The 25339-nt window shown below is 74.0% G+C and carries 23 protein-coding genes; 11 read left to right on the forward strand and 12 right to left on the reverse strand.

Annotated features, from left to right (window positions below):
* Position 1 precedes the first annotated feature (1 nt).
* The 3 genes from HCN51_RS50880 to HCN51_RS50890 form a co-directional block, all read right to left on the reverse strand.
* Complete coding sequence (locus tag HCN51_RS50880; protein ID WP_168020082.1) at positions 2-1081, reverse strand: ATP-binding protein; 1080 nt, start codon at positions 1079-1081, stop codon at positions 2-4.
* Positions 1078-4398: a DUF4132 domain-containing protein gene (locus tag HCN51_RS50885; RefSeq protein ID WP_168020084.1), complete on the reverse strand. Its 3321-nt coding sequence runs from the start codon at positions 4396-4398 to the stop codon at positions 1078-1080. Before HCN51_RS50885 ends, HCN51_RS50880 begins: the two co-directional genes overlap by 4 nt.
* Before the next feature lie 121 nt (positions 4399-4519).
* A complete protein-coding gene (locus HCN51_RS50890) occupies positions 4520-5122 on the reverse strand; it encodes a TetR/AcrR family transcriptional regulator C-terminal ligand-binding domain-containing protein (protein ID WP_168020086.1) in 603 nt (200 codons plus the stop codon).
* A 65-nt stretch (positions 5123-5187) separates the two neighbouring features.
* On the opposite strand from HCN51_RS50890, the gene HCN51_RS50895 reads away from it, so the two are divergent.
* Both HCN51_RS50895 and HCN51_RS50900 read left to right on the forward strand, forming a co-directional pair.
* On the forward strand, positions 5188-6627 hold the full coding sequence (locus HCN51_RS50895) for an MFS transporter (protein ID WP_168020088.1): 1440 nt from the start codon (positions 5188-5190) through the stop codon (positions 6625-6627).
* A 53-nt stretch (positions 6628-6680) separates the two neighbouring features.
* Positions 6681-7442: an NAD(P)-binding domain-containing protein gene (locus HCN51_RS50900; protein ID WP_346434101.1), complete on the forward strand. Its 762-nt coding sequence runs from the start codon at positions 6681-6683 to the stop codon at positions 7440-7442.
* A gap of 7 nt (positions 7443-7449) precedes the next feature.
* Here the strand turns inward: HCN51_RS50900 and HCN51_RS50905 are convergent, their stop codons facing one another.
* Positions 7450-8037, reverse strand: coding sequence for a TetR/AcrR family transcriptional regulator (locus HCN51_RS50905; protein ID WP_168020107.1), 588 nt, complete (start codon positions 8035-8037; stop codon positions 7450-7452).
* Between the two features lie 132 nt (positions 8038-8169).
* On the opposite strand from HCN51_RS50905, the gene HCN51_RS50910 reads away from it, so the two are divergent.
* Entirely contained in the window at positions 8170-8592 is a 423-nt protein-coding gene (locus tag HCN51_RS50910) for a hypothetical protein (RefSeq protein ID WP_206068870.1), read from the forward strand.
* Positions 8593-8642: 50 nt separating this feature from the next.
* Here HCN51_RS50910 and HCN51_RS50915 read toward each other — a convergent pair whose 3' ends face one another.
* On the reverse strand, positions 8643-9212 hold the full coding sequence (locus tag HCN51_RS50915; protein WP_168020116.1) for a TetR/AcrR family transcriptional regulator: 570 nt from the start codon (positions 9210-9212) through the stop codon (positions 8643-8645).
* 72 nt (positions 9213-9284) lie between these two features.
* Between HCN51_RS50915 and HCN51_RS50920 the strand changes: the two genes are divergently transcribed.
* From HCN51_RS50920 to HCN51_RS50935, 4 genes are read left to right on the forward strand one after another with little or no spacing between them, the layout of a single operon-like run.
* Positions 9285-10226, forward strand: a complete 942-nt coding sequence (locus tag HCN51_RS50920; RefSeq protein ID WP_168020118.1) for an alpha/beta hydrolase — start codon at positions 9285-9287, stop codon at positions 10224-10226.
* Positions 10219-12000, forward strand: a complete 1782-nt coding sequence (locus HCN51_RS50925) for an ABC transporter ATP-binding protein (protein ID WP_346434102.1) — start codon at positions 10219-10221, stop codon at positions 11998-12000. Before HCN51_RS50920 ends, HCN51_RS50925 begins: the two co-directional genes overlap by 8 nt.
* Positions 11997-13706 carry an ABC transporter ATP-binding protein gene (locus HCN51_RS50930; RefSeq protein WP_168020119.1) on the forward strand — a complete coding sequence of 570 codons (1710 nt, stop codon included), beginning with the start codon at positions 11997-11999 and terminating at the stop codon, positions 13704-13706. Before HCN51_RS50925 ends, HCN51_RS50930 begins: the two co-directional genes overlap by 4 nt.
* Positions 13707-13766: 60 nt before the next feature.
* Positions 13767-16100: a polysaccharide lyase 8 family protein gene (locus HCN51_RS50935; RefSeq protein ID WP_168020121.1), complete on the forward strand. Its 2334-nt coding sequence runs from the start codon at positions 13767-13769 to the stop codon at positions 16098-16100.
* Positions 16101-16111: 11 nt separating this feature from the next.
* On the opposite strand, the gene HCN51_RS50940 is transcribed toward HCN51_RS50935, so the two are convergent.
* Positions 16112-16771, reverse strand: a complete 660-nt coding sequence (locus tag HCN51_RS50940) for a response regulator (protein ID WP_168020122.1) — start codon at positions 16769-16771, stop codon at positions 16112-16114.
* Complete coding sequence (locus HCN51_RS50945) at positions 16768-18015, reverse strand: histidine kinase (protein WP_168020124.1); 1248 nt, start codon at positions 18013-18015, stop codon at positions 16768-16770. Before HCN51_RS50945 ends, HCN51_RS50940 begins: the two co-directional genes overlap by 4 nt.
* A gap of 203 nt (positions 18016-18218) precedes the next feature.
* On the opposite strand from HCN51_RS50945, the gene HCN51_RS50950 reads away from it, so the two are divergent.
* Positions 18219-19118: an alpha/beta fold hydrolase gene (locus tag HCN51_RS50950; RefSeq protein WP_240974107.1), complete on the forward strand. Its 900-nt coding sequence runs from the start codon at positions 18219-18221 to the stop codon at positions 19116-19118.
* 121 nt (positions 19119-19239) lie between these two features.
* Here the strand turns inward: HCN51_RS50950 and HCN51_RS50955 are convergent, their stop codons facing one another.
* Positions 19240-20196 (reverse strand): helix-turn-helix domain-containing protein, encoded by a 957-nt coding sequence (locus tag HCN51_RS50955; protein WP_428981582.1) that lies wholly within the window; start codon positions 20194-20196, stop codon positions 19240-19242.
* 85 nt (positions 20197-20281) lie between these two features.
* On the opposite strand from HCN51_RS50955, the gene HCN51_RS50960 reads away from it, so the two are divergent.
* Together HCN51_RS50960 and rraA are read left to right on the forward strand one after the other, a co-directional pair.
* A complete protein-coding gene (locus tag HCN51_RS50960; RefSeq protein ID WP_168020129.1) occupies positions 20282-21124 on the forward strand; it encodes a glycoside hydrolase family protein in 843 nt (280 codons plus the stop codon).
* A gap of 13 nt (positions 21125-21137) precedes the next feature.
* Positions 21138-21608, forward strand: coding sequence for a ribonuclease E activity regulator RraA (rraA, locus tag HCN51_RS50965; RefSeq protein WP_168020130.1), 471 nt, complete (start codon positions 21138-21140; stop codon positions 21606-21608).
* Between the two features lie 39 nt (positions 21609-21647).
* Here the strand turns inward: rraA and HCN51_RS50970 are convergent, their stop codons facing one another.
* From HCN51_RS50970 to HCN51_RS50985, 4 genes are all read right to left on the reverse strand, one after another.
* Entirely contained in the window at positions 21648-23489 is a 1842-nt protein-coding gene (locus tag HCN51_RS50970) for a serine hydrolase domain-containing protein (protein ID WP_168020132.1), read from the reverse strand.
* 57 nt (positions 23490-23546) lie between these two features.
* Complete coding sequence (locus HCN51_RS50975) at positions 23547-23693, reverse strand: N-acetyltransferase (RefSeq protein WP_168020133.1); 147 nt, start codon at positions 23691-23693, stop codon at positions 23547-23549.
* Positions 23693-23941: a hypothetical protein gene (locus HCN51_RS50980; RefSeq protein WP_168020135.1), complete on the reverse strand. Its 249-nt coding sequence runs from the start codon at positions 23939-23941 to the stop codon at positions 23693-23695. Before HCN51_RS50980 ends, HCN51_RS50975 begins: the two co-directional genes overlap by 1 nt.
* Before the next feature lie 124 nt (positions 23942-24065).
* Entirely contained in the window at positions 24066-24584 is a 519-nt protein-coding gene (locus HCN51_RS50985; protein WP_168020137.1) for a carboxymuconolactone decarboxylase family protein, read from the reverse strand.
* A gap of 58 nt (positions 24585-24642) precedes the next feature.
* Between HCN51_RS50985 and HCN51_RS50990 the strand changes: the two genes are divergently transcribed.
* The gene (locus HCN51_RS50990; protein ID WP_168020142.1) at positions 24643-25314 is read left to right on the forward strand and encodes a GNAT family N-acetyltransferase; all 672 of its coding nucleotides are present in this window, start codon (positions 24643-24645) and stop codon (positions 25312-25314) included.
* Positions 25315-25339: the final 25 nt, after the last annotated feature.

Below are 25339 nucleotides of genomic sequence, written 5' to 3' on the forward strand. Positions count from 1 at the left end.
GTCAGCCCGGCAGGAGGTGGCGGGCTTCGTACAGGGCCTGCCACTGGTCGCCGTGCCGCCGCCGCTGCTCCAGGTACCGGCGTAGCTTCGCCAGGTCTTCTGGGTTGTCCTTGGCGGCGGTGCCGGCCAGGCAGGAGACCAGGTCGGCGGCCGTTCCCGGCTCGCCGCGCAGGAACCAGCCGCGCAGCCCGACGGCGTGCGCGACGGAGACGGCCTCGGCGGTGCTCATCACCCCGGACAGCCGGTCGGTGGCGTCGCCGCGCGCGGTCTGTCCTTCGCGCAGCTCGCGGAAGGCGGTGACGAGGACCTCCAGGACGTCGCGCCGGGGCGGCGCCTCGACGCCCGAGCGTTTCAGCAGCGCGCCGGCCTCCGCCTCGACCAGCAGCAGCTCGGTCTCGAAGTCGGCGATCGGGAAGACGGTCTCGAAGTTGAAGCGGCGTTTGAGTGCGGCGCTCATCTCGTTGACGCCGCGGTCGCGGGTGTTGGCGGTGGCGATGACGGTGAAGCCCTCCTTGGCGAACACCATCGACTCGGGCCCGCTCAGCTCGGGCACGGCGAGCACGCGGTCGGACAGCGGCGACAGCAGGCAGTCCTGGACTTCGAGCGGGCACCGGGTGATCTCCTCGAAGCGCACCACCTTGCCTTCGGCCATGCCGCGCAGCAGCGGCGCGGCCACCAGCGACCGGGTGGAGGGGCCTTCCGCGACCAGCAGCGCGTAGTTCCACGAGTACTTGATCTGGTCTTCGGTGGTGGCCGCGCCGCCCTGGATGGTGAGCGTCGAGGTGCCGCTGACCGCGGCGGCGAGCAGCTCCGACAGCAGCGACTTCGCCGTGCCGGGCTCGCCGACGAGCATCAGCCCGCGGTTGGTGGCCAGCGACACCAGCGACCGGTCGATCAGCGAGGGGTCGCCCACGAACTTGCGGCTGATGCCCAGCTTCTCGTCCCCGAGCACGAAGCGGCGGGCGGCGCGCAGGCTCAGCGCCCAGCCGGGCGGGCGGGCGTCGGTGTCGCTCTCGCACAGCCGGGCCAGCTCGGCGGCGTAGCGGATCTCGGCAGGGGGGCGCTGCACGTGCTCGTTCATCGGGTGATCTCCCGCAGGTCGCGCAGGATCTCGGAGGCGGTGACGGGGTCGAGGCCGTCGACGGAGACGCCGACGAGGCTCTGCTCCTCTTCGTAGCCGGCGTAGCCGATGGCGAAGCCGGGCTCGAAGCCGATGGTGACGGTCCGGCCGCCGGGCACGTCCCGTTCGATCCAGTACTGGATGCCGGCGTCCTGGGGCGCGCCGCGCCGCCAGCCGCGCCGCTCCAGGCCGATGACGGCGCCGGCCGGGATCTTGGCGGCCTCGATCTCGGCGATCAGCGCGGGGTCGTTCTCGTACGTCTCCCTGCCGAGCTGCGGGAACGGCTGGAGGATCTCGTAGTCGGCGAACACCTCGGACCAGGCGGCCAGCGATTCCCCCAGCTCCAGGGGGTGGGCGACGCCGACGAGGGCGTCGGCGGGCAGCGGCAGGGGGTCGTCCTCGACGTCGGCGAAGCTGCGGTCCTCGGCCACGCGCAGGGTGCCCGTCAGCTCGCCCGACGGGTCGTAGATGCCCCACACGAGCCGCCGGACGATGTGCCACAGCAGCGGGTGGCCGACGAGCAGCCGCCCGAACTCGGCGCCGCTCCAGCGGCGGCGGGTCACCATCGCCTGCTCCAGGCGGCGGATGTTGTCGGAGGCGACGGCCCGCACGTCCTTCTTCAGCCCGGTGAAGCGCTGGTGGGCGGCGGGCGCGAGCTCGGGGTCGTCGTTGGCGCCCGGCTTGGGCAGGTTCTTCAGCCGCTTGCCGGCGGCGTCGGTCACGTACGGCTTGAGCTGCTCGTCGAAGCCGACGACGAAGCTCCTGCGCCCGTAGTCGAGGGTCATGCTGCCGTCGGGGGACAGCCCGAAGTCGGGCACGAGCCGGTCGGCCAGCTCCTGCGGCGTCAGCCCGAGCTCGGCGGCGACCTCGTCCATCTTCTGCCTGGCCCGGCTCCTGAGCCCGCTGAACTTGACCTTCTCGGCGATGCCGTGCAGGTGCATGAGCGCGACGTCGGAGCCGATGCTCGCCAGCAGGTCGAGGGCGGCGACGGCGCGCGCGTGCCCGCCGTCGCGCGGCCACGTCTTGATCAGCGGGGTGAGCCGGCGCACGGTCTCGTCGTCGCCGAGCAGGCCGAGCGCGTCCATGACCCAGCTCTCCTTGGCCGGATAGCCGGCCGCCTGCCAGCGCTGGAACAGCGCCCAGGCGAACTCCGCCAGGCTGCGGCCGTCGCACGCCTCCTTGACCAGGGCGAGGCCGGCGTACGGGAGACCCGGCTTGGAGATCGCCAGCATGGTCATCACGTTCCTGACCGCCTCGGCCGGCAGCGCGCCCTTGTCGCCGCGCAGGTGGATCGGCGTCAGGAGGGCGACCTGCGTCCAATCGGGCAGGGCGGGCAGCCTGGCGGGCAGCGCGTCGAGCGGATCGGCCGCGAGCAGGTCGGTGACGGCGGCCTCGGCGGCGGGGCCGTAGCCGGCGGCGGCCCGCGTCACGACGTCGTGGTGGCCGGCGCCGGCCAGCGCGGTCAGCGCCTGCTCGGCCTGCCGCCTGGGCACGCCGGGCTTGCCCAGGGCCACGGGGACCAGCGCCCTGGCGGCCCTGGCGGGGTGGCGGTTCAGCCACGCCAGCGCGATGGCGCGGGCGGACTTCAGCCGGGACAGCCAGTCGGCCATCAGCACGGCGATCTCCGGGGCGGCGAACGGGAGCAGCACGTGCCCGGCCGTGGCCGGGTTGCTCCTGGCGAGGTCGAGGGCCAGGGGCAGCGCCGCCAGCTCGAACCTGGCGATCACCGGCGGCAGCCAGTCGCCGGCGCCCCACTGGTCGATGGGCCGCCACTTCTCGATGAGCGGCGCGGCCAGCCGCTCGGGCCCGGAGACGAACAGGGTGATCTCGTTGTACCGGTGGTGCCGCCTGCCGCTCTCGTCGGTGATGCCGCGGGCGACCTCCTCCCACGTCTCGTTGTAGATCCGGTCCCACGCGCCCCCCTCCAGCGACGAGCGCCAGTTGTCCCGCTCGCCCGGCGCCCATGCCAGCACCGGCGCGTCCGCGCAGGTCAGGCCGGTCACCACGGTCGGCTTGCGGGTCTTGCGCTTCTTGGCCCAGGGTGGGCTGACCAGCACCTCCGGCAGCGCCTCCGGCGGGGCGGTGGCGACGGGCACGGCGTTCGCGATGCCGGTGATCCGCTCGGCGGCGCCGGCGTCCATGCCGGACACCACCTCCTCCACCAGGTCGAGGTGGGTCAGCACGTGGGCGCGCAGCAGCTGGTCGGCGGTCTTGCCGCCGGTGGCGGCCAGCAGCCGCATCGCCCGGCGCGGGAAGCGCGCCGCCGCGCGCAGGAAGGCCGGCTGGACGTGCTTCTGGTCGAGCCGGTCGAGCAGCGCCCGCATCGCCGCGTCGGACGGCAGCTCGGCGAGCGTGCCGAGCAGCCGCCGCTCGCCGTCCGCGTCGTACGTCTGGCCGAGCCAGCCGATCAGCAGCGGCACGGCCTCGACGCCCATGCCGTCGACCAGTGTGGCGAGCGAGGCGGAGCTCACCAGGTGGTCGCGCACGTGGTCCACGATGAGCGCCGCCTGCTCCGGCGTGCTGAGCGCGGGGACCAGGTGATGGGCGAGGTGCTCGTTGACAGCGCTCACCTCGGCGCAGTCGGCCATGACCCAGCCGGTCTCGGACGGCGCCAGGAACGACGCCATGACCCGATGGTGCAGCCCGCCCTCGCGGCTCGCCGCCAGCGCCGCGACCACCTCGGCGTACTCGGCGTCGGAGGCGGCCGACAGGACGGCGCGGATCCGGGCGGCGAGCTCCATCCGGTTCCAGCCGTACCAGTAGTGGTGGTACTCGTGGGAGGCCATCCGCCGCACCCGCCAGCTGTCCTGGGCGACTTCGTACGTCAGCGAGGCGAGCTCCGTCACGGCCGTCGCGGCGAACGCCAGGCCCCGCTCGACCAGCCACGTCTCGGCGAACAGGGCCGCCAGCTCGTGGTCGCTCCACGACAGCGACGCCACCACCACCGCGGCGCCCAGCGGCGCGGCCGCGGGCTCGCCGGCCAGGTACGCCGCGCCGGCGGCGGCGAGCTCCGGGTCGCGGCACGCCTCCAGCGCGTCGAGAACCTGCTGCCGCAGCCCGTCCAGCTTCGCGGCCAGCCGCTCGGGGGCGCCGGGGTCGAGCGGCGGCACCGCGACCTTGGCCCCGCCGCGGCGCGGGTGCAGCGCGCGCAGCCAGGCGGCCGGCATCGTCAGCCGGTCCTCGGCGTGCTGCTCGTGCTCGCCGGTCTTCTCCGGGGAGCCCGCCGGCTCGTCCTCGGAGCGGGGCATCGTGACCTGCGCGGTCCGGCCATGACTCATGCGGCACCTACCTTGATGAGTGAAAGGGGGATGGACCGGCCGGGCGACGGCCCGCCGGTCTTCACGCGATCTTCAGCGGTGAGTATGGCGGGCCCGACCGACAAACCGGGGCCGCCGGGAATCACGAGTGCGCGGGCGCTCCCAGGAGCGGCAGCCACACCTCGTCCACGATCTGCGTGATCGACTCGTCGGGCACCGCGCGCATCGTCATGAGCATGTCGTGGCGCAGCAGGTCGAGTGGCAGGTTCAGGACCCGGGACGAGCGCGGCACGTCGGGCAGCTCGCCGCGCTCGACCGCGCGGGCGACGATCGTCTCGAACGGGCTCGGCAGGCCCGGCGGCACGAGGGTGTCGCGCAGCTCTTCGAGGCTGGTGCCGGCGTCCTGGAAGTACTCCACGAGCTGCACGCTCATCAGCGTGATCATGCCCGCGCGGTCGGCGTCGGCGTTGCGCAGGAACCCGATCGCGTCCTCGCGCAGGCTGCCGGTGTCGGGCACCGCGATCGGCCGCCAGTGCCGGGTGAGGGTGGCCAGCAGCAGGTCGTCGCGTTGCGGCCAGCGGCGGTACAGGACGGGGCGGCTCGTGCCGGCACGGGCGGCGATCGCCTCGTAGGTGAAGCCGTGGTAGCCGTGCTCCAGCAGGACGTCCCAGGCGGCGTCGAGGAGCGCGGCCTCCAGCTCGGCGCCGCGCCGCCGGGACGGGCCCTGCTCCCGCTCGAGACTCACGCGCGTACCTTATCCGGTCGGTGTGTGACCATGGTCGTCGAGCGCGCCCGCCCCCCGGAGAGAACATGACGCAAGCCCCGCACGACCCCTCCCCCAAGGCTTCCCGGCGGGTCGCGCTGATCGTGGCCGTCTCGTGGTTCATGCAGAACCTCGACTCCACGATCATCAACACCTCGCTCCCCCAGCTCGCGCACACGTTCGGCGTGGACACCGTCAGCGTGAACATCGGCATCACCGCGTACGTCGTCGCGGGCGCGGCCCTCATCCCGCTCGGCGGCTGGCTGTCGGACCGCTACGGCGCCAAGCGGGTGTTCGCGACCGCGATCGTGGTGTTCGGCCTGGCCTCGGTGGGCTGCGCGGCGTGCACGGAGCTGTGGCAGTTCGTCCTGGCCCGCGTCGTGCAGGGCGTCGGCGGCGCCCTGATGATGCCGGTCGGCCGCATCATCGTGCTCAGGAACGCCGGCAAGGAGGACCTGCTGCGGGCCACGGCGCTGATCACGTGGCCGGCCCTGATCGCGCCGGTCGTCGCCCCGGTCGTCGGCGGCGCGCTGACCACCTGGTACGGCTGGCAGTGGATCTTCCTGCTCAACGTGCCGCTCGCCCTCGCCGGCACCGCCCTCGTGCTGGCCTTCGTCCCCGGCCGGCGCGAGCCCGACCCCAGGCCGCTCGACCGCGTCGGAACGATCCTGATCGTCACGGCGCTGAGCCTGGCCATCTACGGCCTATCGGAGCTGGCGCACCCGTCGGCGGTGGGCCTGGACCTCGCCCTGCTCGCCGTCGGCACGCTGGTGGGCGTGGCCGCCGTGCGCCGGTTCCGCCGGGCCGCCCATCCGCTGATCGAGCTGGGCCCGCTGCGGGTGCCGACGTTCGCGGCCGCGGCCGTGCACGCGGGCAACCTCATCCGGCTGGCCATCAGCGCCACGCCGTTCCTGCTCCCGCTCATGCTCCAGGAGGCGTGGCGGCTGTCGCCGCTGGAGGCGGGGCAGATCGTGCTGGTGTACTTCCTGGGCAACCTGGTCATCAAGGCGATCACCACGCCGCTGCTGCGCCGGTTCGGGTTCCGTACGGTGCTGATCGCGAACGGCGTGGGGGTGGCGCTGTCGATCGGGGCGTTTGGGCTGCTGGACGCGCGGACCGGGTTCGTCCTGGTCGCCGTGGTGTGCTTCGTCGCCGGGGTCACCCGCTCGATCGAGTTCACCGGGATCAACACGCTGTCGTTCGCCGACATCGGGCCCGCCGACCGGGCCTCGGCCTCGACGCTCTTCAGCATGACGCAGCAGATCTCCGTGGCGCTGGGCGTGGCCGCCGCCGCGATCGTCCTCCAGGTGGCGCACGGCTCCGCCGCGACCCCGCTCACCCAGGGGGACTTCTCGCTCGCGTTCGGATTGTGCGCGGCGGTCGCGCTGGCCGGGGCCCTGCTGATGGTGCGGCTGCGGCCCGAGGCGGGGCACGAGGTGACCGGGCACCGGCCGCGCAGGAAGGGCCAGATCGCCTCCCGTACCTGACCGGTATCCTCGCCGGGGGCACGTCCCGCCCGTTCAACGTGGAGGTAGCAGCGGTGCGCATCGGCATCATCGGGGTCGGCGAGATCGCCCGCGCCATCGTGACCGGCCTGTGCGACGGCACCGACGCGCCGCCCGAGGTGCTCCTCTCGCCGCGCGGGGCGCGCGCGGCGGCGGAGCTGTCCGAGCGCTACGCGAGCGTCCAGGTGTGCGCCGACAACCAGGACGTGGCCGGCCGCGCCGAGCTGCTGATCATCTCCGTACGCCCGCAGGACCGGCACGAGGCGCTGGCCGGGCTGCGCGTGGCCGCCGGCACGACGGTGGTCAACGTGATGGGCGGCGTGGCGGGCGACGAGGTCCGGAGCCTGCTGGGCACCGACGCGCCGGTGGTGCGGGCCATCCCCCTGCCCGCCGTGCGCGAGCGCCGCTCCGTCACGGTGACCTGCCCGCCGAATCCCGTGGTGGACGCGTTCTTCGCCTCGCTGGGCGGGGCCCTGCCGGTCGCCGACGAGGCCACGTTCAACGTCTTCTCCGCGCTGACCGCGACGCTCAGCACGCACTACTCCTATCTCGCCACGCTCACGTCCTGGGCGGCGGGGCACGGGCTGGCCCCCGCCGACGCCGACCGCTACGTGCGCGGGCTCTTCCAGGGCGTCGGCCGGTCCCTGAGCGACGGGTCCCGGCCGCTGCACCGGCTGGCCGGCGACCACGAGACGCCCGGGGGGCTGAACGAGCGCGTCCGCACCACCTGGTTCGACGAGCCCAACGCCGCCGCGCTGCGCTCGGTGCTCGACGCCCTGCTCGCCGGCCTGAAGTAGCCGCCGGTCAGCTCCAGATGCCGCGCAGGGGGCGCAGGCCCTCCTCGACGTAGTCGGCGATGGGGCGGCTGCCGCCGTCGAGATACCACTGCTCCAGGGCGGCGAAGTAGCCGAACGTGAGCGCGTTCGTGGCCACCCTGGCCTGCGTCTCGCTCAGCCGCCCGGCCGACGCGACGAGCGGCGCGACCCGCTGGCTGGCGCGGTCGAGCATGGCGCACACGGCCATCCGCACCGACGGCTCGGCGAAGAAGTACCTGATCCTGCGCCACGGGCCCCTCCCGGCCTCCGGGCCGCCGGCGGCGCCCGGCGCGGACTCGTAGGCGCGCACGGCTCGCACCAGGCTGCCGACGGGATCCTCCGGGGCCAGGATGCCTTCGAGCGCTTCGGGGCTCATGGTGTCGAACTCGATGTCGGTGACCACGATGCCCTCCTTCGTGCCGAAGATCCGGTACACCGACGACGGCGAGACCTCGGCCGCGGCCGCGATCTCCTCGATCGTGACGGCGCCGAACCCCTTCTCGTCGAACAGGTCGAGGGCGCGTTCCTGGATGGCGCGCATGGCCTTGAGCCGCCAGCGCTCGCGTAGCCCGGTCATGGCGGACACCGTACCAGAAAGTCACTTTCTCACGCGTGGCACTGTCATCAGACATTGACTGTCTGAATGGCCGTGCATAGAGTCACTCGCTGGAGAAAGTGACTGTCTCAATTCGCTGGAAGGACTCGTGCCATGACGTCACAGCGCCACGTGCTGGTGCCCATGTACATCGGGGCGGCGCTCACCGTGCTCGCCGCCCTCTTCCCATTCCTCGACCGGGCCGTGCTGACCGACCACCTCGAAGCGAGCTACCCCGCCTACACGCCTGCCGCGATCGGCGACGCCGTGTCCGCGTACCTGGCCATCCTGGCCACGGTCGGGGTGCTCGGGCTGGCCGGCTGGCTCGCGACGATCATGGCGGCGCGCGCGGGGAAGCGCTGGGCGCCGTGGCTGGCGGCCGGGCTGCTCGTGATCGCGCTCTGCGTCGCGGTGGCCGGGCTGACCATCCGGGACGTGTCCGGAGATGTCGGGCTCGCGCCGCTGCTGGGCTGGCTGCTGGTCCTGCCGTGCGTGCCCGGCGCCGTCGCCGTCGTGCTGTGGAGGAGGGCGGCATGACGGCCGGCGCGAGCGGCCGGACGCGGTCACGCGCCAAAGAGCGCCCGCGCTCAGCCGAAGACCGGTAGGACCATGTCGACCAGGGCGTCCACGTCGGCCTCGACCATCGGCACGCCGGTCATGCCGAGGCGGTGGAGCAGCGTCCCGACGACGACGTCGATGAAGAACAGGACCCGCTGCTCCGGCTCCCCGAGCGCGTCCTGGAGCGCGATCCGGTAGGGGTCCTGCAGCCGCGTGGCCAGGATCACCCGCAGCCCGGGATCGCTGACGGCGTCGCTGAACACGCCCGCGAACGCGTCGCCCACGCCCGGCTCGCCGATCTTCCCCGCGATCCACCGGATGGCTCCGGACAGGATCGCGGCCCTGCTCCCGCCGTCCACCGGCACCGGGCCGAACGCGTCGAGGAGGCAGTCGACGATCAGCGCCCCCTTCGTCGGCCAGCGGCGGTAGATCGTCGTCTTGGCGACGCCGGCCGCGGCGGCGATGCGCTCGACGGTGGCGCGCGCGTAGCCCAGCTCGTGGACCGTGCTCAGCGTCGCGGCGAACACCACGTCGTTGACGCCGGAGCGCGGGCGGCCGGGTGAGCGGCCGGGCGGGCGGGCGGGTGTGGCGGAGGTCATGCGCACAGGATATCCATTTGCGCTACCTTAAGTTTCGAAACCTCAGGTAGCGAAACTCGTGGAGGAGAGCGCATGAGCGAGACCACCACCATGGGCAGGCCGGCGGAGCCGGACTGGTCCACGTTGACCCCCGAGGGGCTGGCCGCCTTCCAGGAGGCCGAGAACCGGGTCCGGGCGTCCGTCGCGGCGCGCGCGATCACCGGGGAGCCGGACCCGGACGCCACCATCGAGTGGCGGCAGGTGGCGCTGCCCGGCCGCGACCTCCCGGTCCGGGTCCACCGGCCCTCGGCCGGGGGCGCCCGCCTGCCGCTCGTGGTGCAGGTGCACGGAGGCGGGTTCGTGGGCACGGCCGCGCAGTGCGACTGGGCCAACAGCCACCTGGCCGCCCGCCTGCCCGCGGTCGTCGTCGCCGTCGAGCACCGCCTGCTCGACTGGGAGACCCCGCTGGCGGCCGCCGCCGACGACGGCTGGGACATGCTCCGGCACGTGGTGGAGCACGCCGGGGAGTGGGGCGTCGATCCGGACCGGGTGGCGGTCTTCGGCGAGAGCTTCGGCGGGCTGATCACCGCCCTGTCGGCGATCCGGGCCAGGCAGGCCGGCCTGCGCCTGCGGGCGCAGGTGCTGGTCAACCCTGGGACGGACGTGACTCCGGGCGCCTTCGAGCTCCCCTCGACCGGCCAGTACCCCTGCACGCCCACCCTCACCCTGCCCCAGCTGCACTTCTTCCGGAAGCTCGCCGTGCCGGAGGGCGCCGACGCCCGCGCGCTGTCGCCCCTGCACGCCGGCGACCTGAGCGGGCTCGCCCCGGCCCTCGTGGTGGTGCCGACCGCCGACCCGGTCGCCGACCACGGCCGCCGCTACGCCGAGCGGCTCCAGGCGTCCGGGACGCCCGCCCGGCTCAGCGAGTACGCCGGGGCCGGGCACGCGTTCCTCAGCATGCCGGGCATGGTGCCGCAGGCGGAGCCCGCGCGGGCGGAGATCCTCGGCTTCCTCCGGCAGGCCCTCGGTGGCTGACACCCGGTCCGGAGCCGCGCTCGCGGAGGTGGCCCCGCCGTTCGAGCGGCCCGCAGACCTGGCCGGGCTGCTGCGCCCGCACGCCGGGAGCTTCGCCGCCCTGGTGGTGCTGCAGGTGATCGGGGCCGTGGCGGGCCTGGCGCCGCTGCTGGCCGTGGTGGAGCTGGGCCGCGTGTTGTTGGCGCCGGGCCCCGCCGACCCCGGCCGGGTCTGGCTCGTGGTGCTCGCCGGGGTGGCCGGGCTGCTGGTCCAGCTGCTGTTCACCGCGGCGTCGTCCGCGATCGGGCACCTGCTCGACGGGCGGGTGCAGCTCGCGTTCCGCCGGCGGCTGGCCGCCCACCTGGGGCGCGTGCCGATCGGCTGGTTATCCCGGCGCCGCACCGGCGAGCTGGCCAAGGTCGTGGGCGAGGACGTGAGCGCCGTGCACCCGTTCATCGCGCACACTCCCGGCGAGCTGGTCTCGGCGTTCGTGGTGCCGCTGGTGTCGCTCGTCTACCTGTTCACCGTGGACTGGCGGCTGACGCTCATCACGCTGATCCCGGTGCTGGTCGCGGTGGCGACGGTGCCGCTGATGATGACGGCGGCGCGGCAGCGCGAGCAGCGCGAGTTCGACGCCGCGATGGGGCGGATCGCCGGCTCCGTGGTGGAGTTCGTGCAGGGCATCGCGGTGGTGAAGGCGTTCGGCGGCGCCGATCGCACGCACCGCAGGTTCGTGACGGCCACCGACGAGTTCGCCGGCACGTTCCTGCGCTGGGCGCGCGGGCTGGCGCCGATCGCCGCCGCGATGCAGACGGCGCTGTCGCCGCCGTTCGTGCTGCTGGTCGTGCTGGCCGGCGGCACCGCCCTGATCGCGGGCGGCGGCCTGGCGCCGGCCGACCTGCTGCCGTTCCTGCTGCTGGGGCTGGGGCTGACCGCGCCGGTGGCGGCGCTGGGGCACGGCTTCGACGCGATGCGGGCGGCCTGGCGCGCCGTCGGCCGCATCAGGGACGTGCTCGCGGTGGAGCCGCTGCCCGAGCCCGCCCGTCCCGCCGAGCCGCGCGGGCACCGCGTCGAGCTGCGGGGCGTGCGCTTCGGGTACGACGCGGAGCGCGAGGTGCTGCGCGGCATCGACCTGACGTTGGAGCCCGGCACGGTCACCGCGATCGTCGGCCCGTCGGGCAGCGGCAAGTCCACGCTGGTCCAGCTCCTGCCGCGGTTCTTCGACCCGGCGCACGGCTCGATCACCCTCGGCGGCGTCGACCTGCGCGAGCTCGGCGGCGACCGGCTCTACCGGACGGTCTCCTTCGTCTTCCAGGACATCCGCCTGCTGCGCGCCTCGGTCACCGACAACATCGCGCTGGCCGTCCCCGGCGCCCACCCCGACCAGGTGGAACGCGCCGCCCGCCTGGCGAACATCCATGACCGCGTCCTGCGGCTGCCGCGCGGCTACGACACGGTGCTCGACGAGGAGGCCCGGCTGTCGCGCGGCGAGGCGCAACGCATCGCCATCGCCCGCGCGCTGCTCGCCGACACCCCCGTGCTGGTGCTGGACGAGGCCACCGCGTTCGCCGACCCGCAGACCGAGCAGGCGGTCCGGCACGCGCTGGCCACGCTGCGCGCCGGCCGGACGATCGTCGTCATCGCGCACCGGATGGAGACGATCGCCGACGCCGACACCGTCGTCATGCTGGACGACGGATCCGTCATCGAGCGCGGCACGCCCGCCGAGCTGCTGCGCCGCAACGGCAGGTTCGCCGCGTTCTGGCGATCCCAGCGAGGAGACGAGGCCCGATGATCCGTATGCTGCTGCGCGTCCTGGGGCACCAGTACGCCGGCCCCGTCCGCCGCACCGTGGCCCTGATGACGGCGACCGCCATCGTCGAGGGCCTGTCCTACGCCCTGCTCGTGCCCGTGCTGCGGGCCCTGTTCGGCGGCGACGTCGCCGGCGCCCGCCCGTGGCTGGCCGCGTTCGCGGCGGGGGTCGCGATCTACGCGGCGCTGCGCTACGTCAGCGACCTGTCCGGCTTCCGCGCCGGCACCACGCTGCTGCGCGGCACGTACCGCCGGCTCGGCGACCATCTCGCCCGGCTGCCCATCGGCTGGTACGCCCCCGCCCGCGTCGGCGAGGTGTCGCTGCTGGCCGGCCGGGGCGTGCAGCAGGCGATGAGCGTGATCGCGCACTTGCTGTCCCCGTACGTCTCCGCCGCCGTCACCCCTCTGGCCATCGTCGCGGTGATGCTCGCCTTCGACTGGCGGATGGGGCTGGCCGCGCTGCTCGCCGCGCCCCTCGTGGCCGCGATCCAGCTCTGGACGGGACGCGCCACGGCCGCCGCCGACGCCGAACGCCACCGCCGCGACCAGGACGCCACGGCCCGCGTCATCGAATACCTCCAGGCCCAGCCGGTGCTGCGGACCGGCGGCCGGACCGCGGAGCGCTTCGGCCTGCTCGACGACGCGCTGGACGAGCTGCGGCGCTCCTCCCGCCGCACGATGGTGTCGGCGCTGCCGGGCGTCCTGGGCCTGTCGCTCACGGTGCAGGCGGTCCTCACCGCGCTGCTGGTGCTGGGCACGTACCTGGCGCTGGGCGGCGCCATCGGGGCGGCCGAGCTGCTCGCGATCCTCGTCCTGGCCGCCCGCTGCGCCGACCCGCTGCTGTCGCTGGGCGAGATCGGCGGCCAGGCGCGCGGCGCCCGGGCCGAGCTGGCCAAGCTGGACACGGTGCTGCGCACCCCGCCGCTGCCCGAGCCCCGCGGCCCGGTCCGTCCGGAACGGCACGACCTGGAGCTCGACGCGGTGTCCTTCCGCCACGGCGACCGCCTCGTCCTCGACGGCCTGTCGCTGGCGGTGCCGGAGGGGCGCAGGCTCGCCGTCGTCGGCCCGTCGGGGGCGGGCAAGAGCACGCTGCTGCAGCTCCTGGCCCGCTTCCACGACGTGGACGCCGGCGCGGTCCGCATCGGCGGCGTGGACGTGCGGGACGTGGACACCCAGGAGCTGATGTCCCGGTTCGCCATCGTCTTCCAGGACGTCTACCTCTTCGACGGCACCATCGAGGACAACATCCGCCTCGGTCGCCCCGGCGCCACCGAGGCCGAGGTCCGCGCGGCGGCGAGCGCCGCCCGCCTCGACGAGGTGATCGCCCGGCTCCCCGACGGCTGGGCCACTCCCGTCGGCGAGGGCGGCGCCCTGCTGTCGGGCGGCGAGCGCCAGCGCGTCTCCATCGCCCGCGCCCTCCTCAAGGACGCCCCCGTCGTCCTGCTGGACGAGGTCACCTCCGCCCTCGACCCGGTCAACGAGGCGGCCGTGCACGCCGGGATCGAGCGGCTGATGGCGGGCCGGACCGTCGTGATGGTGGCCCACCGCCTGAGCACGATCCGCCACGCCGACCGCATCGCCTTCCTGGACGGCGGGCGGATCGTGGAGGCGGGGACGCATGACGAGCTGCTGCGGCTCGGCGGGCGGTACGCCGCCTACTGGGAGATCTCCATGGCCCCGGCCGACTGACGCCGATGGCGGGGGAAATGCGGGGATGCGCGAATATCGGCGGTCCATATCCTATTACGCATGGTGATCCACCCCCTTACCCGGCGTTCCGCCCTGCTGGGCGCCGCCGCCGCGGCCGGTCTCGCCTTGTGGGAGCGACCGGCCGAGGCGGCCGGTCTTGCCCTGTGGGAACGACCGGCCGAGGCGGTCGGCGCCGCCGCGTTCGACGCCGCCCGGGAGCGGTGGGTGAGCTTATTGGCCGGCGGTGACCACGGCACCGCCCACGCCGACAGGACCGAGGCGGTCGAGGGCTCGGCCAACGCGGTGCTGCGCAAGCTGGAGTTCTCCCCCAGGGGCCCGAGCCTCTGGCCCGACCTGCCGCTCGGCGACCCCCGTACGGGCAACTTCAACCGCGCCTACAACCGGATGCGCACGCTGGCGCTGGGCTGGGCCACGCCGGGCACCTCGATGTACCGGGACGACGGGGTCGCGCGGACGGCGGCCAGGGCGCTGGACTTCCTGTACGAGCACGCCTACCACGAGGGCCTCGACCCGCGCGGCAGCAACTGGTACTGGTGGGAGATCGGCGTCCCCCGCTCGCTGACCGACACGTGCGCCCTGCTGTACGACGGCCTGCCGAAGGACGGGCTCAAGCGCTGGCTGCGCCCGCTGCGCCGGTGGTGCCCCGACCCGGAGCGGCGCGTCAGCCACCCCGGCGTCGTCGAGACCGGCGCGAACCGGGCCGGCAAGGCGATGGCGGTGGCCGTGCGCGGGCTGCTCACCCACGACGCGCGGCTGGTCAAGCGGGCCAGGGAGGCGGTGGCCGACCTGCTGCGGCCGACGCGCGGGCCGGGCGACGGCTTCTACCGCGACGGGTCGTTCATCCAGCACGACGTGTACCCCTACACGGGCGCCTACGGCGTGGACTACCTGGAGAGCGTGGCCAAGCTGATCGTCATGCTCGCGCGCTCGCCGTGGGAGATCCCCGGCATCGGGAAGGTCTGCGACATCGTGGACCGCTCCTTCGTCCCGTTCGTCTTCGACGGGCTGATGATGGACTGCGTGCGCGGCCGGTCCGTCTCCCGGCAGGGCCACCGCGACTATCACTCCGGGCAGAAGACGGTCGAGACCATGCTGGCCCTGCTGGACGCGGCGCCCGAGCGGCACGCGCGGCGCTGGCGCCCGCTGGTGAAGGGATGGCTCACGCGCAACACGGCGGTGCCGTACGAGACGGTCGCGCCGCTGCCGAGCGTCGCCAAGGCCAGGGCCCTGCTGGACGACCCGGAGGTCCCGGTCGGCCCGCGTACGACCGGGACGTGGGTGTTCGCCGACATGGACCGGGTCGTGCACCGCCGCCCCACGTGGGCGTTCGCGATCGCGATGAGCTCGCGGCGGATCGGCGCCGCCGAGGCCATGAACCGGGAGAACCTGCACGGCTGGTACACCGGCGACGGCATGACCTACCTCTACACGGACGACCTCACCCACTGGAACGACGAGCTGTGGCCGACGATCGACCCGTACCGGCTGCCCGGCACGACGGTCGACACCCGCAGGCGGGCCGACCTCCCCCACGGGCACCGCCGGCTGCCGCCCACGCCGTGGGCGGGCGGCGTGGCGCTCGACGGCGAGTACGGCGTCGCCGCCATGAAGCTGATCGCCGAGGGCTCCTCGCTGCGGGCCAAGAAGGCGTGGTTCCTGCTCGACGACGCCGTGATCGCCCTCGGCGCCGGCATCACGGCCTCCGACGGCCGCCGCGTCGAGACCATCGTCGAGAACCGCAACACCCACGACCGCCACCCGCCGCTCGAACAGGGCGACCGCTGGATCCACCTGCCGGGCGTGGCCGGCTACGCGCTGCTGGACGGCGACGGCGCCAAGGTGATCCGCGAGGAGCGCACCGGCCGCTGGCGCGACATCGACACGGGCGCCACCACCGGCGGCGACGACACCCCCGTCACCAGGCATTACACGACGATCGTGATCGACCACGGCACCGACCCGCGCAAGGCCCGCTACGCCTACGCGGTGCTGCCCGGGGCGTCCGCCGCGCAGACCGCGTCCTACGGGCTGCGCGTCCGCATCCTCGCCAACTCGGGCACGGCGCAGGCCATCTCGCGCGGCGACCTGCTCGCCGCCGTCTTCTGGCGGGCCGGCACGGTGCAGACCCCCGACGGGCCGCTGACCGCCGACGGGCCGTGCACGCTGCTGGTGCGCCGCGACCCCGGCCGGAAGGAGGTGCGGCTCGCGGTGTCCGACCCGTCCAGGACCGCCGACGAGGTGAAGATCACGCTGCCGTGGCCGGTGCGGTCGGTCAAGAAGGGCGATCGCGGCGTGCGCCGGGCCAAGCGGGCGCTCAAGGTGGAGGTCGGCGGCAGCCGTGGCCACGGCCACACCGCCGTCGTACGCGTCTGACCCGCCGCTCCTTAAGCCACCAGGCCCCTGCGGTACGCGTACACGACCGCCTGGACGCGGTCACGCAGGTCGAGCTTGGTCAGGATGCGGGACACGTACGTCTTGACGGTCTCCTGGCTGATCACCAGCGTGCCGGCGATCTCGCTGTTGGACAGGCCGTCGGCGATGAGGCGCAGCACCTCCAGCTCCCGCCGGGTCAGCGGGACGTCCTCGGCCCCGCCTTCCTGGGGGCGGATGCGGGCCGCGTACCGGCCGACGAGCTGCCGGGTCACCTCCGGCGCCAGCAGCGCGGCGCCCGACGCCACGGTGCGGATGCCCTGGAGGAGCTGCGCCGGCGGGGCGTCCTTGAGCAGGAACCCGCTCGCGCCCGCCCGCAGCGCCTCGTACACGTACTCGTCGAGGTTGAACGTGGTCACCACGAGCACCTTGACCGGGTCCGTCACCCCGGCGCCCGCCAGCTCGCGGGTGGCCCCGATGCCGTCGAGCACCGGCATGCGCACGTCCATGACGACGATGTCGGGGCGCAGCCGGCGGGCGAGGTCGACGGCGGTGCGGCCGTCACCGCACTCGCCCACCACCTCCAGGTCGGGCTGCGCGTCGATGATCGTGGCGAAGCCGGTGCGGATCAGCGCCTGGTCGTCGGCGACCAGGACCCGGACGGGCGCGGTCACGACGCGCTCTCCAGGGGGATGCGCGCCCGTACGAGGAAGCCGCCGTCCTCCTGCGGCCCCGCACTGAACGCACCGCCCAGAGCGCCGACCCGCTCCCGCAGCCCGGCCAGGCCGCGCCCGCTCCCGCCGAGCGAGCGGGACGAGCCGCGCCGGCCGGGAGGACCGGCCGGGCCGTGCTCGCTCCCGCCGGGCGAGCCGGACGGGCCGGGCCCGCCTTCGCCGGGAGAGCCGGCCGCCGTGCTGGGGCCGTCGGTGCTCACCGCCACGCTGATCTCCTTCTCGCCGTAGCGCACGTGCACCACGGTGCGGCTGCCGTGGGCGTATTTGAGCGCGTTCGTCAGGGCTTCCTGGACGACCCTATAGGCCACGAACTCGGCGGCGCCGGACGATCGCGAAGGTTCGCCCTCCTGAACGAGCTCCACCGGCTGCCCGGCCTGGCGGGTCTGCTCGGCGAGGGCGGGCAGGTCGGCGGCGGACGGCGTGCTGACCTCGGCGTCGTGGTCGGGGTTGAGCAGGTCGAGCAGGTTCCGCAGGTCGGCGATGGCCCGGCGGCCGGTGTCGGTGACGGCGGTCAGGGTCGTGTCGAGGCGGTCGGGCACGGCGGTCAGGTAGCGGGCCGCCTCGGCCTGCACGACCATCGCCGTCACGTGGTGCGTCACGACGTCGTGCAGCTCGCGGGCGATGCGGGTGCGCTCGGCGACGCGGGTGGCCTCGGCGACGTGGCGGCGGCGCTCGGCCTCGGCGGCCCGGGTGGAACGCAGCCAGGCGCCGATGGCCCACGAGAGGGCCAGCGCCAGGTAGAGCAGCGCGATGTCCAGCGGGGTCTCGTTCGCGCCGAGCCCTTGGAGCGCGGCGATGAACACCACGTACGCGACCGACAGCAGGACGATCGTGAGGGGCCGGCGGCGCCGCACGTGGGCGCCGGCGCTGACCAGCGCGATGGGCAGGGCGATGCCCGCCAGCGCGTGGCAGGCGAGGAACTGGTCGAGGGCGAAGCCGAGCGCCACCAGCGCGACCGACCAGCCCGGCCACCGCCGCCGCACGGCGAGCGGCATCGCCTCCAGGGCGATCACCGCGACGGCCACCAGATCGTACGGCCGGGACGGGAACTGGCCGATCTGCGTGCCGTGGCCCTGGAAGCCCGGCAGGAGGGACAGGACGGTCAGCAGCAGCGCGAGCGGAAGGTCCCGCACCGTGACGTCACACCGCTGCCACAGATCCTTGGCGCGTCGTAGATCGAGCACCGGGTGAGCTTAACGGTTGCGCGGCGTTTGTCCCCCATGCGAGCTACCGGCGAATGTCCACCGTGTGGTGACGATCCCGGCACTGCCGGCTCCGTAGCGTTATCGCGCGGCCATCGCCCTCCGGCCCGCTCTCGTACTCTCGATGGAGGAACACCATGCTCCGCAGGATCAAGGCAACCGCAGTGGCCGCACTGTGCTGCACCATGATCGGCGCTGCAGTCACCGGCTGTGACGGCGACTCCCTGGAGAACTGGGATCCCCTCGCCTCCAGCAGCTCCCCCAAGAGCACGACCAAGACCAAGAGCGAGCCGAAGCCCGACGACGCCGTGATCTCCGGCACCACGAAGATCAAGGTCGACGGGCACTCGGTGAACGTGTCCTGCTCGGGCGAGGCGGCGGACGGCCGGCCGGTCATCGTGCTCCTGCACGGCGCCGGCGACGGGCTCGACAAGCTGGCCGGCATCCAGAAGACGCTCAGCGCGAAGAACCGCGTCTGCTCCTACGACCGCCTCGGCTCCGGCGCCAGCGACCAGCCCGACGGCCCGCAGGACATGGCGGCCACCGGCAAGATCCTCACCGGCGTGCTCGACCGGGTCGCCGCCGACAACCCGGTCGTCCTGGCCGGCCACTCGCTCGGCGGCCTGATCGCCGCCCGCTACGCCCCCGAGCACCAGGACCGCGTCAAGGGCCTGGTCCTGCTCGACGCCACTCCTTCCACGATGCTCGCCGACATCTCCAAGGCGATCCCCGAGTCCGCCAAGGGCCCGGCGGCCCAGCTGCGCGCCCAGAACCTCGCCGTCTTCCAGGGCCAGAACCCCGAGAAGCTCACCATCACCGACGGCAAGGTCCGCTCCGCCGGTGACATCCCGGTCGAGGTCGTCCAGCACGGCAAGCCGTACCTCGCGGCCCTGCCCGAGTACGGGCCGCGCCTGGAGAAGGCGTGGGCGGCCGGCCAGCGCGCGTGGCTGGCGCTGTCCAGCAACAGCAAGCTGAGCACGGCGGAGAAGAGCGAGCACTACATCTACGTCGACCAGCCCGAGGTCGCCGTCGAGGCCATCGAGCGGGTCGCCACGCAGGCCGGCGGCCCGTCGAACGGCGGCTGACCGCCCGTCGGCGTCCAAGCGGCCTCTCGGCGGGCTCTGCCCGACCCGCCGAGAGGCTTCAGGACATTCCCGTGAGTGGCCCATGAGAGGCCACGGGACACAAGCACCGTGCGGGCGGGGATCACGGCGGATGACGGCGGAAGGCGCGGCGGTAGGCCGCGGGGGCGACCCCGCGCCTGGCGGCGAAGTGGTGCCGCAGACCGTCGGCGCCGCCGAACCCCGCCCGCACGGCCACCGCCTCCACGCTCAGCTCGGTGCCCTCCAGCAGCTCCTCGGCGAGCTGGAGCCGCCGTTCGAGCAGCCAGCGGTGCGGCGTCGTGCCGGTCAGCGCCTTGAACCGCCGGGCGAACGTGCGCGGTGACATGGCCGCCCGCGCCGCCAGCGTCTCCACCGTGAGGGGCCGGTCGAGGTGCTGCTGCATCCAGTCGAGCAGCTCCGCCAGCTCGTACGGCGTGCGCGGCGGCGGCATGGGCGCCTCGACGTACTGGGCCTGCCCGCCCGACCGATGGGCGGGCACGACCAGGCGCCGGGCCAGGGCGTTGGCCGTGGCGGCACCGTGTTCGAGGCGGACGAGGTGCAGGCAGGCGTCGATCCCGGCCGCGGCTCCGGCGCTGCTGAGGACGGGGCCGTCCTCGACGTACAGGATGCCGGGATCGACGCGGACGCGGGGGTGGCGGCGGGCGAGCAGCCCGGCGAACTGCCAGTGGGTGGTGGCCCGCCTGCCGTCGAGCAGCCCGGCGGCGGCCGCCAGGAAGGCGCCCGTGCAGATGGTGAGCACCCGCGCGCCGCGCCCGGCGGCCTCCCGCAGCGCCGCCAGCAGCGGCTCGGGAGCCGGCGCGTCGAGCGGCGGCCAGGCGGGCACGGCCACGAGGTCGGCCTCGGCGACGCGCTCCAGCCCGTGCTCGACCTGCACGGGGAACCCGGAGGTGGTCGGGATCGGGCCGGGCCGTGGCGCGCAGACCGCGAAGTCGTGCACGGGCAGCCCGTCGTCGGAGCGGTCGAGGCCGAACACCTGGCAGACGATCCCGAGCTCGAACGCGGCGACCTGATCGCCGACCACGGCGGCGACGTTGCGGATCACGGCCACGAGTATGGCAGGAAATTCCCGTACCAGGGCAGTGCTGCCACTCCCGCCCGAGGCGCCCTCCTCCCAGACTCGGGCCATGACGTCTTTCCCCCTCCCCGGGCAGGGCCGCGTCGCGGTCGCCGTGCCCGCGCCCGGCGCCGGGCCGCAGCAGTGGGCCGGGGCGCCGAGCGCCGCGCTCGCCGCCGACGGCACGTTCGTCCTGGCCTACCGCGTCCGCGCGGGCGGCGAGGACCACAACGTCGTGGCCCGCTCCCCGGACGGCGAGCGGTTCACGACGGTCGCCGTGCTGCCGCGCGACCGCTTCGGCGCGGCGATGGTGGAGCGCCCCGCGCTGGTCCGCACGCCGTCGGGGCGATGGCGGCTGTACGTGAGCTGCGCGACGCCGGGCACCAAGCACTGGTGGATCGGGGTCACCGAGGCGGCGACGCCGGAGGGGCTGGCGGTGTCCGAGGTGCGGCCGGTCTTCCCCGGCGACGCGCGTACCGGCGTCAAGGACCCGGTGATCCGTCACGACGGGCGCGAGTGGCGGGCGTGGCTCTGCTGCCACCCGCTGGACGTGCCGGGCGCGGAGGACCGCATGAGCACCGCGTACGCGACCAGCGACGACGGCCTGAGCTGGCGCCCGCGCGGCACGGTCCTGACCGGCCGGCCCGGCGCGTGGGACGCCCGCGGCGCCCGCGTGACGAGCGTCCTGCCCGACGGCCGCGCCTCCTACGACGGCCGCGCCTCCGCCTCGGAGAACTGGCGCGAACGCACCGGCCTGGCCACCCCCCGAAGCGGGGCGCTGGTGCCGGGAGCGCCGGTCGCGGACGTGCGTTACCTCGACGTGCTGCCCCTCCCCGACGGCACCCACCGGCTCTTCTACGAGGCCCGGCTGCCGGACGACAGCCACGAGCTGCGTACCGAGCTGGTGACGTGAGAGGCTTCCGATCATGACCATCGTCACCGCCGACCTGTACGACGAGCACGGCGACCGCCTCGACTCGTGCGACCTGCAGCTGCGCCAGTACGGCGGCCGCCGCGCCTTCTCCGGCACGATCGCCACCGTCCGCTGCCACCAGGACAACGCCCTGCTCAAGTCCATCCTGGGCGAGCCGGGCGAGGGCCGTGTGCTCGTCGTGGACGGCGGCGGCTCGCTGCACACGGCGCTGATGGGCGACGTGATCGCCGGCATGGCGGCCGGCAACGGCTGGGCGGGCGTGGTGATCAACGGCGCCGTACGGGACGTCACCGCCCTGCGGGAGCTGGACCTGGGCGTCAAGGCCCTCGGCTCGAACCCCCGCAAGAGCGGCAAGTCGGGCACCGGCGAGCGGGACGTGCCGGTGTCGTTCGGCGGCGTCACGTTCCACCCGGGGGCGGAGCTGTTCAGCGACGACGACGGCATCCTCGTGACCCGCCCCTGACTGGTGACCCACCCTTGAAGGGCGGGCCGCCCGCGCCGGTCAGGGCCAGCCGTACACCTTCTTGACGGCGGCGGCGATCTCGGTGACCAGGCTCGTGTTGCTGCCGTTGGCCAGCACGGCGAAGCCGGCGCCCAGCTTCGGGTAGCCGGTGAACAGCGACTTGAAGCCGTAGTTGGAGCCGTCGTGGCTGTAGGAGAAGCCGTCGGTGCCCGCCCCGGCGATGAACAGGCCCCGCCCCATGCCGGGCTGGGGACCCTGCGTGAGCAGCGTACGGACCGAGGCCCGGGTGAGCGGCCCGGCGATGTCGGCGGAGGCGGTGTAGGCCCGGTTGAGGTACGACACGAGCCGGCACAGGTCCAGCACATTGGTGTAGAGGCCGGCGGCGGCCGACTCCGGATAGCGGTTGCGCTTGCCGGGGATGACGGCGCCGGTGGTGGTGTGGCCGGCGGCCAGCTCGAAGGCGGGCGTGAGGGCGTACGAGCTGGTGGTCATGCCGAGCGGCGCGAACACCTCCTTCTGCATGTACTGGGCCAGCGTCATGCCGGTCTGCTGCTCCACCATCCGCTGCAGGAGCACGAACCCGGCGCCCGAGTAGTGGTACTCGGCGCCGGGCGCGGTGGTCAGCTCGATCTTCGGGGTGTTGCCCGCGCCGTTCATGACCTGGAGCAGCGTGGGGACGGTCGCGTCGGGGCCGTACCCGGGGAAGCCGCCGCCGCCCGCCGCGAACCCGGTGCAGGCGTCCGCCGGGGTGGTGGAGCCGCGGCCGATCACGCCGGCCCGGTGGGTCAGCACGCGGTCGATCGTGGGCACCGCCGTGGACGTCACGCAGGAGCGGCGGGGCAGGGACCAGCCGAGGTAGGGCCGGATGTCCGCGCCGAGCGCGATCTTGCGGGTCTGGAGCAGGCGCAGGACGCCGACCGCGGTGACGGCCTTGCTGATGGACGCCGCCTGGAACGCCGTCTCGGGGTGGGCCGCCGCGCCGCTGCCGGCCTCCAGCCAGCCGTAGCCGGTCGACCAGGCGATCTTGTTGCCGACGACCACCGCGACCGCGACCCCGGGCGTCCGGTACGCGTTCATCCGCTGCCAGATCGTGGCGCCGCCGACGGCGTTCTCGACCTGGCGGACCTTGTCGGCGGGCAGCGCGGGCACCTTGCCGCGCGAGGCCAGAGCCCAGCCGCCGGACGGCGAGAAGGCCACGTTGTGCAGCTGCCAGCCGCCGCCGGCCAGGGTGTTCATGCGCTCGAAGCAGGCGTCGGGGACGCCGCGGGCGTGGAACTCGTCCTGCGCCACCACCGTCCAGCCGCCGGCGCGGGGGAAGGCGACCCGGGTGATGCGGCGCCCGCCCTGCGTGAGGTTGCGCATCATCTGGTAGCACTCGTCGTCCACGCCCTTGGCGTAGTAGCCGGCGGAGGCCGTCACCACCCACCGGTCGCCGCCGGCGGGCGGGAACGCCACGTCCACGACCTGCTGCCCGGCCTCGTAGAAGGCGTCGATGCGCTGCTCGCACGCCTCGGGGATGCCGCGCGCCGTCACGCCCCGATCCGTGGTGATCACCCAGCGGTCGCCGCCCTCGGGCGGGAACGCCACACAGTTGATCTTCCGCCCGGCCGCGCTGAGCTGCCCGATCTCGGCGAAGCAGGCGTCGGGGATGCCCCGGGCGAAGTACCGGCCGTCCTGGGTGACGACGACCCAGCCGCCCGAAGGGGTGAACGCGAGCGCCGACACCCCGTACGGCGCCAGCTCCCCCAGCTTGGTGTGCGCCTCGTCCGGCACGCCGCCGTCGTAGTAGGGGTAGCTCGCGGCCAGGGCCGGGGTGACGTGTCCGGTCGCGGCACCGAGACCGGCGGCGCCTGCCAGGGCCAGGAAACGTCTGCGCTCCATACGGGTCAATCCTCCTCAGAACGGGCCGCCGAAGATCCTAGACCCATTCCGTACGCGTCAGGTGGCCCCCACCTGCCACCGGCAGATCACCTTGGGGATCAGCCCGGCCCCGATCCGCCGGTAGAACCGCTGCGCCGCCTCGTTCGCCGCGGCCACCTCCCAGCGGATCACCCTGCCTTCCGCGGCCTCGGCGACCGCCCGCATCAGCCGCTCCCCGACCCCCGGCCCCGCTCCCCGGCGGCCACGATGAGATCGTCCAAGGCGAGGTAAGCTGCGGCGTGCCGTGCCCGGACCCTGGCCAGGAACGAGCGCCGCAGCTCGTCGGTCATGCCCAGCAGGGGCTCAGAACGGGCGGCCCCGCCGGGCCCCGGCTCAAACCTGCCGGCCGCGACCGGCGGAGGAGCACCGTTGCTCGCCGGGACCGGCGACTTCACCGATGCGGTCGCAGCCATGACCCTCCTACCATCGAGCATCGGACGGCCGCCTGGTGACGCGAGGTGTCGCCGTGCGGTCGTGTTCGGGTGGTGAGCCGGCGTCAGGGCGATCCGCGTGGAGGCAGAGCATGGCGCTGCCGTTTCATTCGGTCGGTTGCAGGCCGGCCAGCAGGTTGAACGCTCCGGTCAGCAGGTTGAGCGTGACCACGCCCACCAGCTCGGCGATGATCCGGTCGCTCCAGCCGTGCGCCCGGAGGTCGGCGACGTCCGCGTCCGTGATGGTGGACGGCTCCACCAGCACCCGTACGGCCACGGCGATCAGGGCCGCCTCCCTGGCGTCGGTGGAGGTGCCCTGCCGGGCGAGCGCGATGTCGGCCTCGCTGAGCCCGGCCGCGCGCGCGGCCTCGATGTGGGCCTGGAGGCAGGTGCCGCAGCCGATCCATTCCTGGACGGCGAGGGAGATCTTCTCGCTGAGAGCGCGCGGCAGTTTGACCCGTTTCATCGCCCTGGAGAGGCTCAGGTAGCCCTCCAGCAGCGCCGGCGAGTGCGCCATGGTGGCGACCATCTCCCCCACGCCGCCTCTCCTGCTGACGATGTCGTTCAGCAGTTCTTGGGACTTGCCCGGCGCCTCATCGGGCTCAAGCGGGGCGAGACGTCTCATATGTCCTCCTCCAGGATGAGATGTACCATACCCCCCTACCGTACTGTGGAGGAAGGTCATGGAACGACTGCTCACCGAGCACCTGTCCCGCTGGCTCGGCGGCCGGCTCCCGGCCTCCGGGCTGGACGTCATCGGCGCCCCCCAGCGCGAGAAGCCCGGCTGGGACGGCCGGATCCACCCCGCCCTGGGCGTGTCGAGCCCCGAGGCCGGCGTGTTGTCCGTGCCGCCGCACGCCGCCGTGGCCGTGGCGGAGCGGTACGCCGAGGACAAGGACCTCGCCGTACTGGGGCCGCAGATCCCCGCCCTGGTCGGCTTTCCCGAGCGTGGCTGGTTCACCGCCGTCTACCGCTGGACCACCGACCCGGCGCCCCTGCCGGACGCCGGAGCCTGGGTGCCGGCCGACGCGCCCGGCGTACCGGAGTGGTTGTGGCCCTTCGGCGGCGAGGTCCTGGTCGCCACGGACCCCGCGACCGGCGCGCACCTGGCAGGGGTGGGGGTGAAGCGGCACGACGCCTACGGGCACGAGCTGGCCGTCGTGACCGCCCCCGAGGCCCGCGGCCAGGGGCTCGCACGACGGCTCGTCGCGCAGGCGGCCAGGCGGGTGCTCGACGAAGGCGCCCTGCCCACCTACATGCACGCGCCCGACAACCGGGCCTCGGCCGCGGTGGCCGAGGCCGCCGGTTTCCGCGACCTGGGGTGGCGCGCCTACGGTACGACCGAGGCCCGCTGAGCCGCGCTACTTGAAGCGGCGCAGG

The organism is Nonomuraea composti, assembly GCF_012034275.1.
Classification (GTDB): Bacteria; Actinomycetota; Actinomycetes; order Streptosporangiales; family Streptosporangiaceae; genus Nonomuraea; species Nonomuraea composti.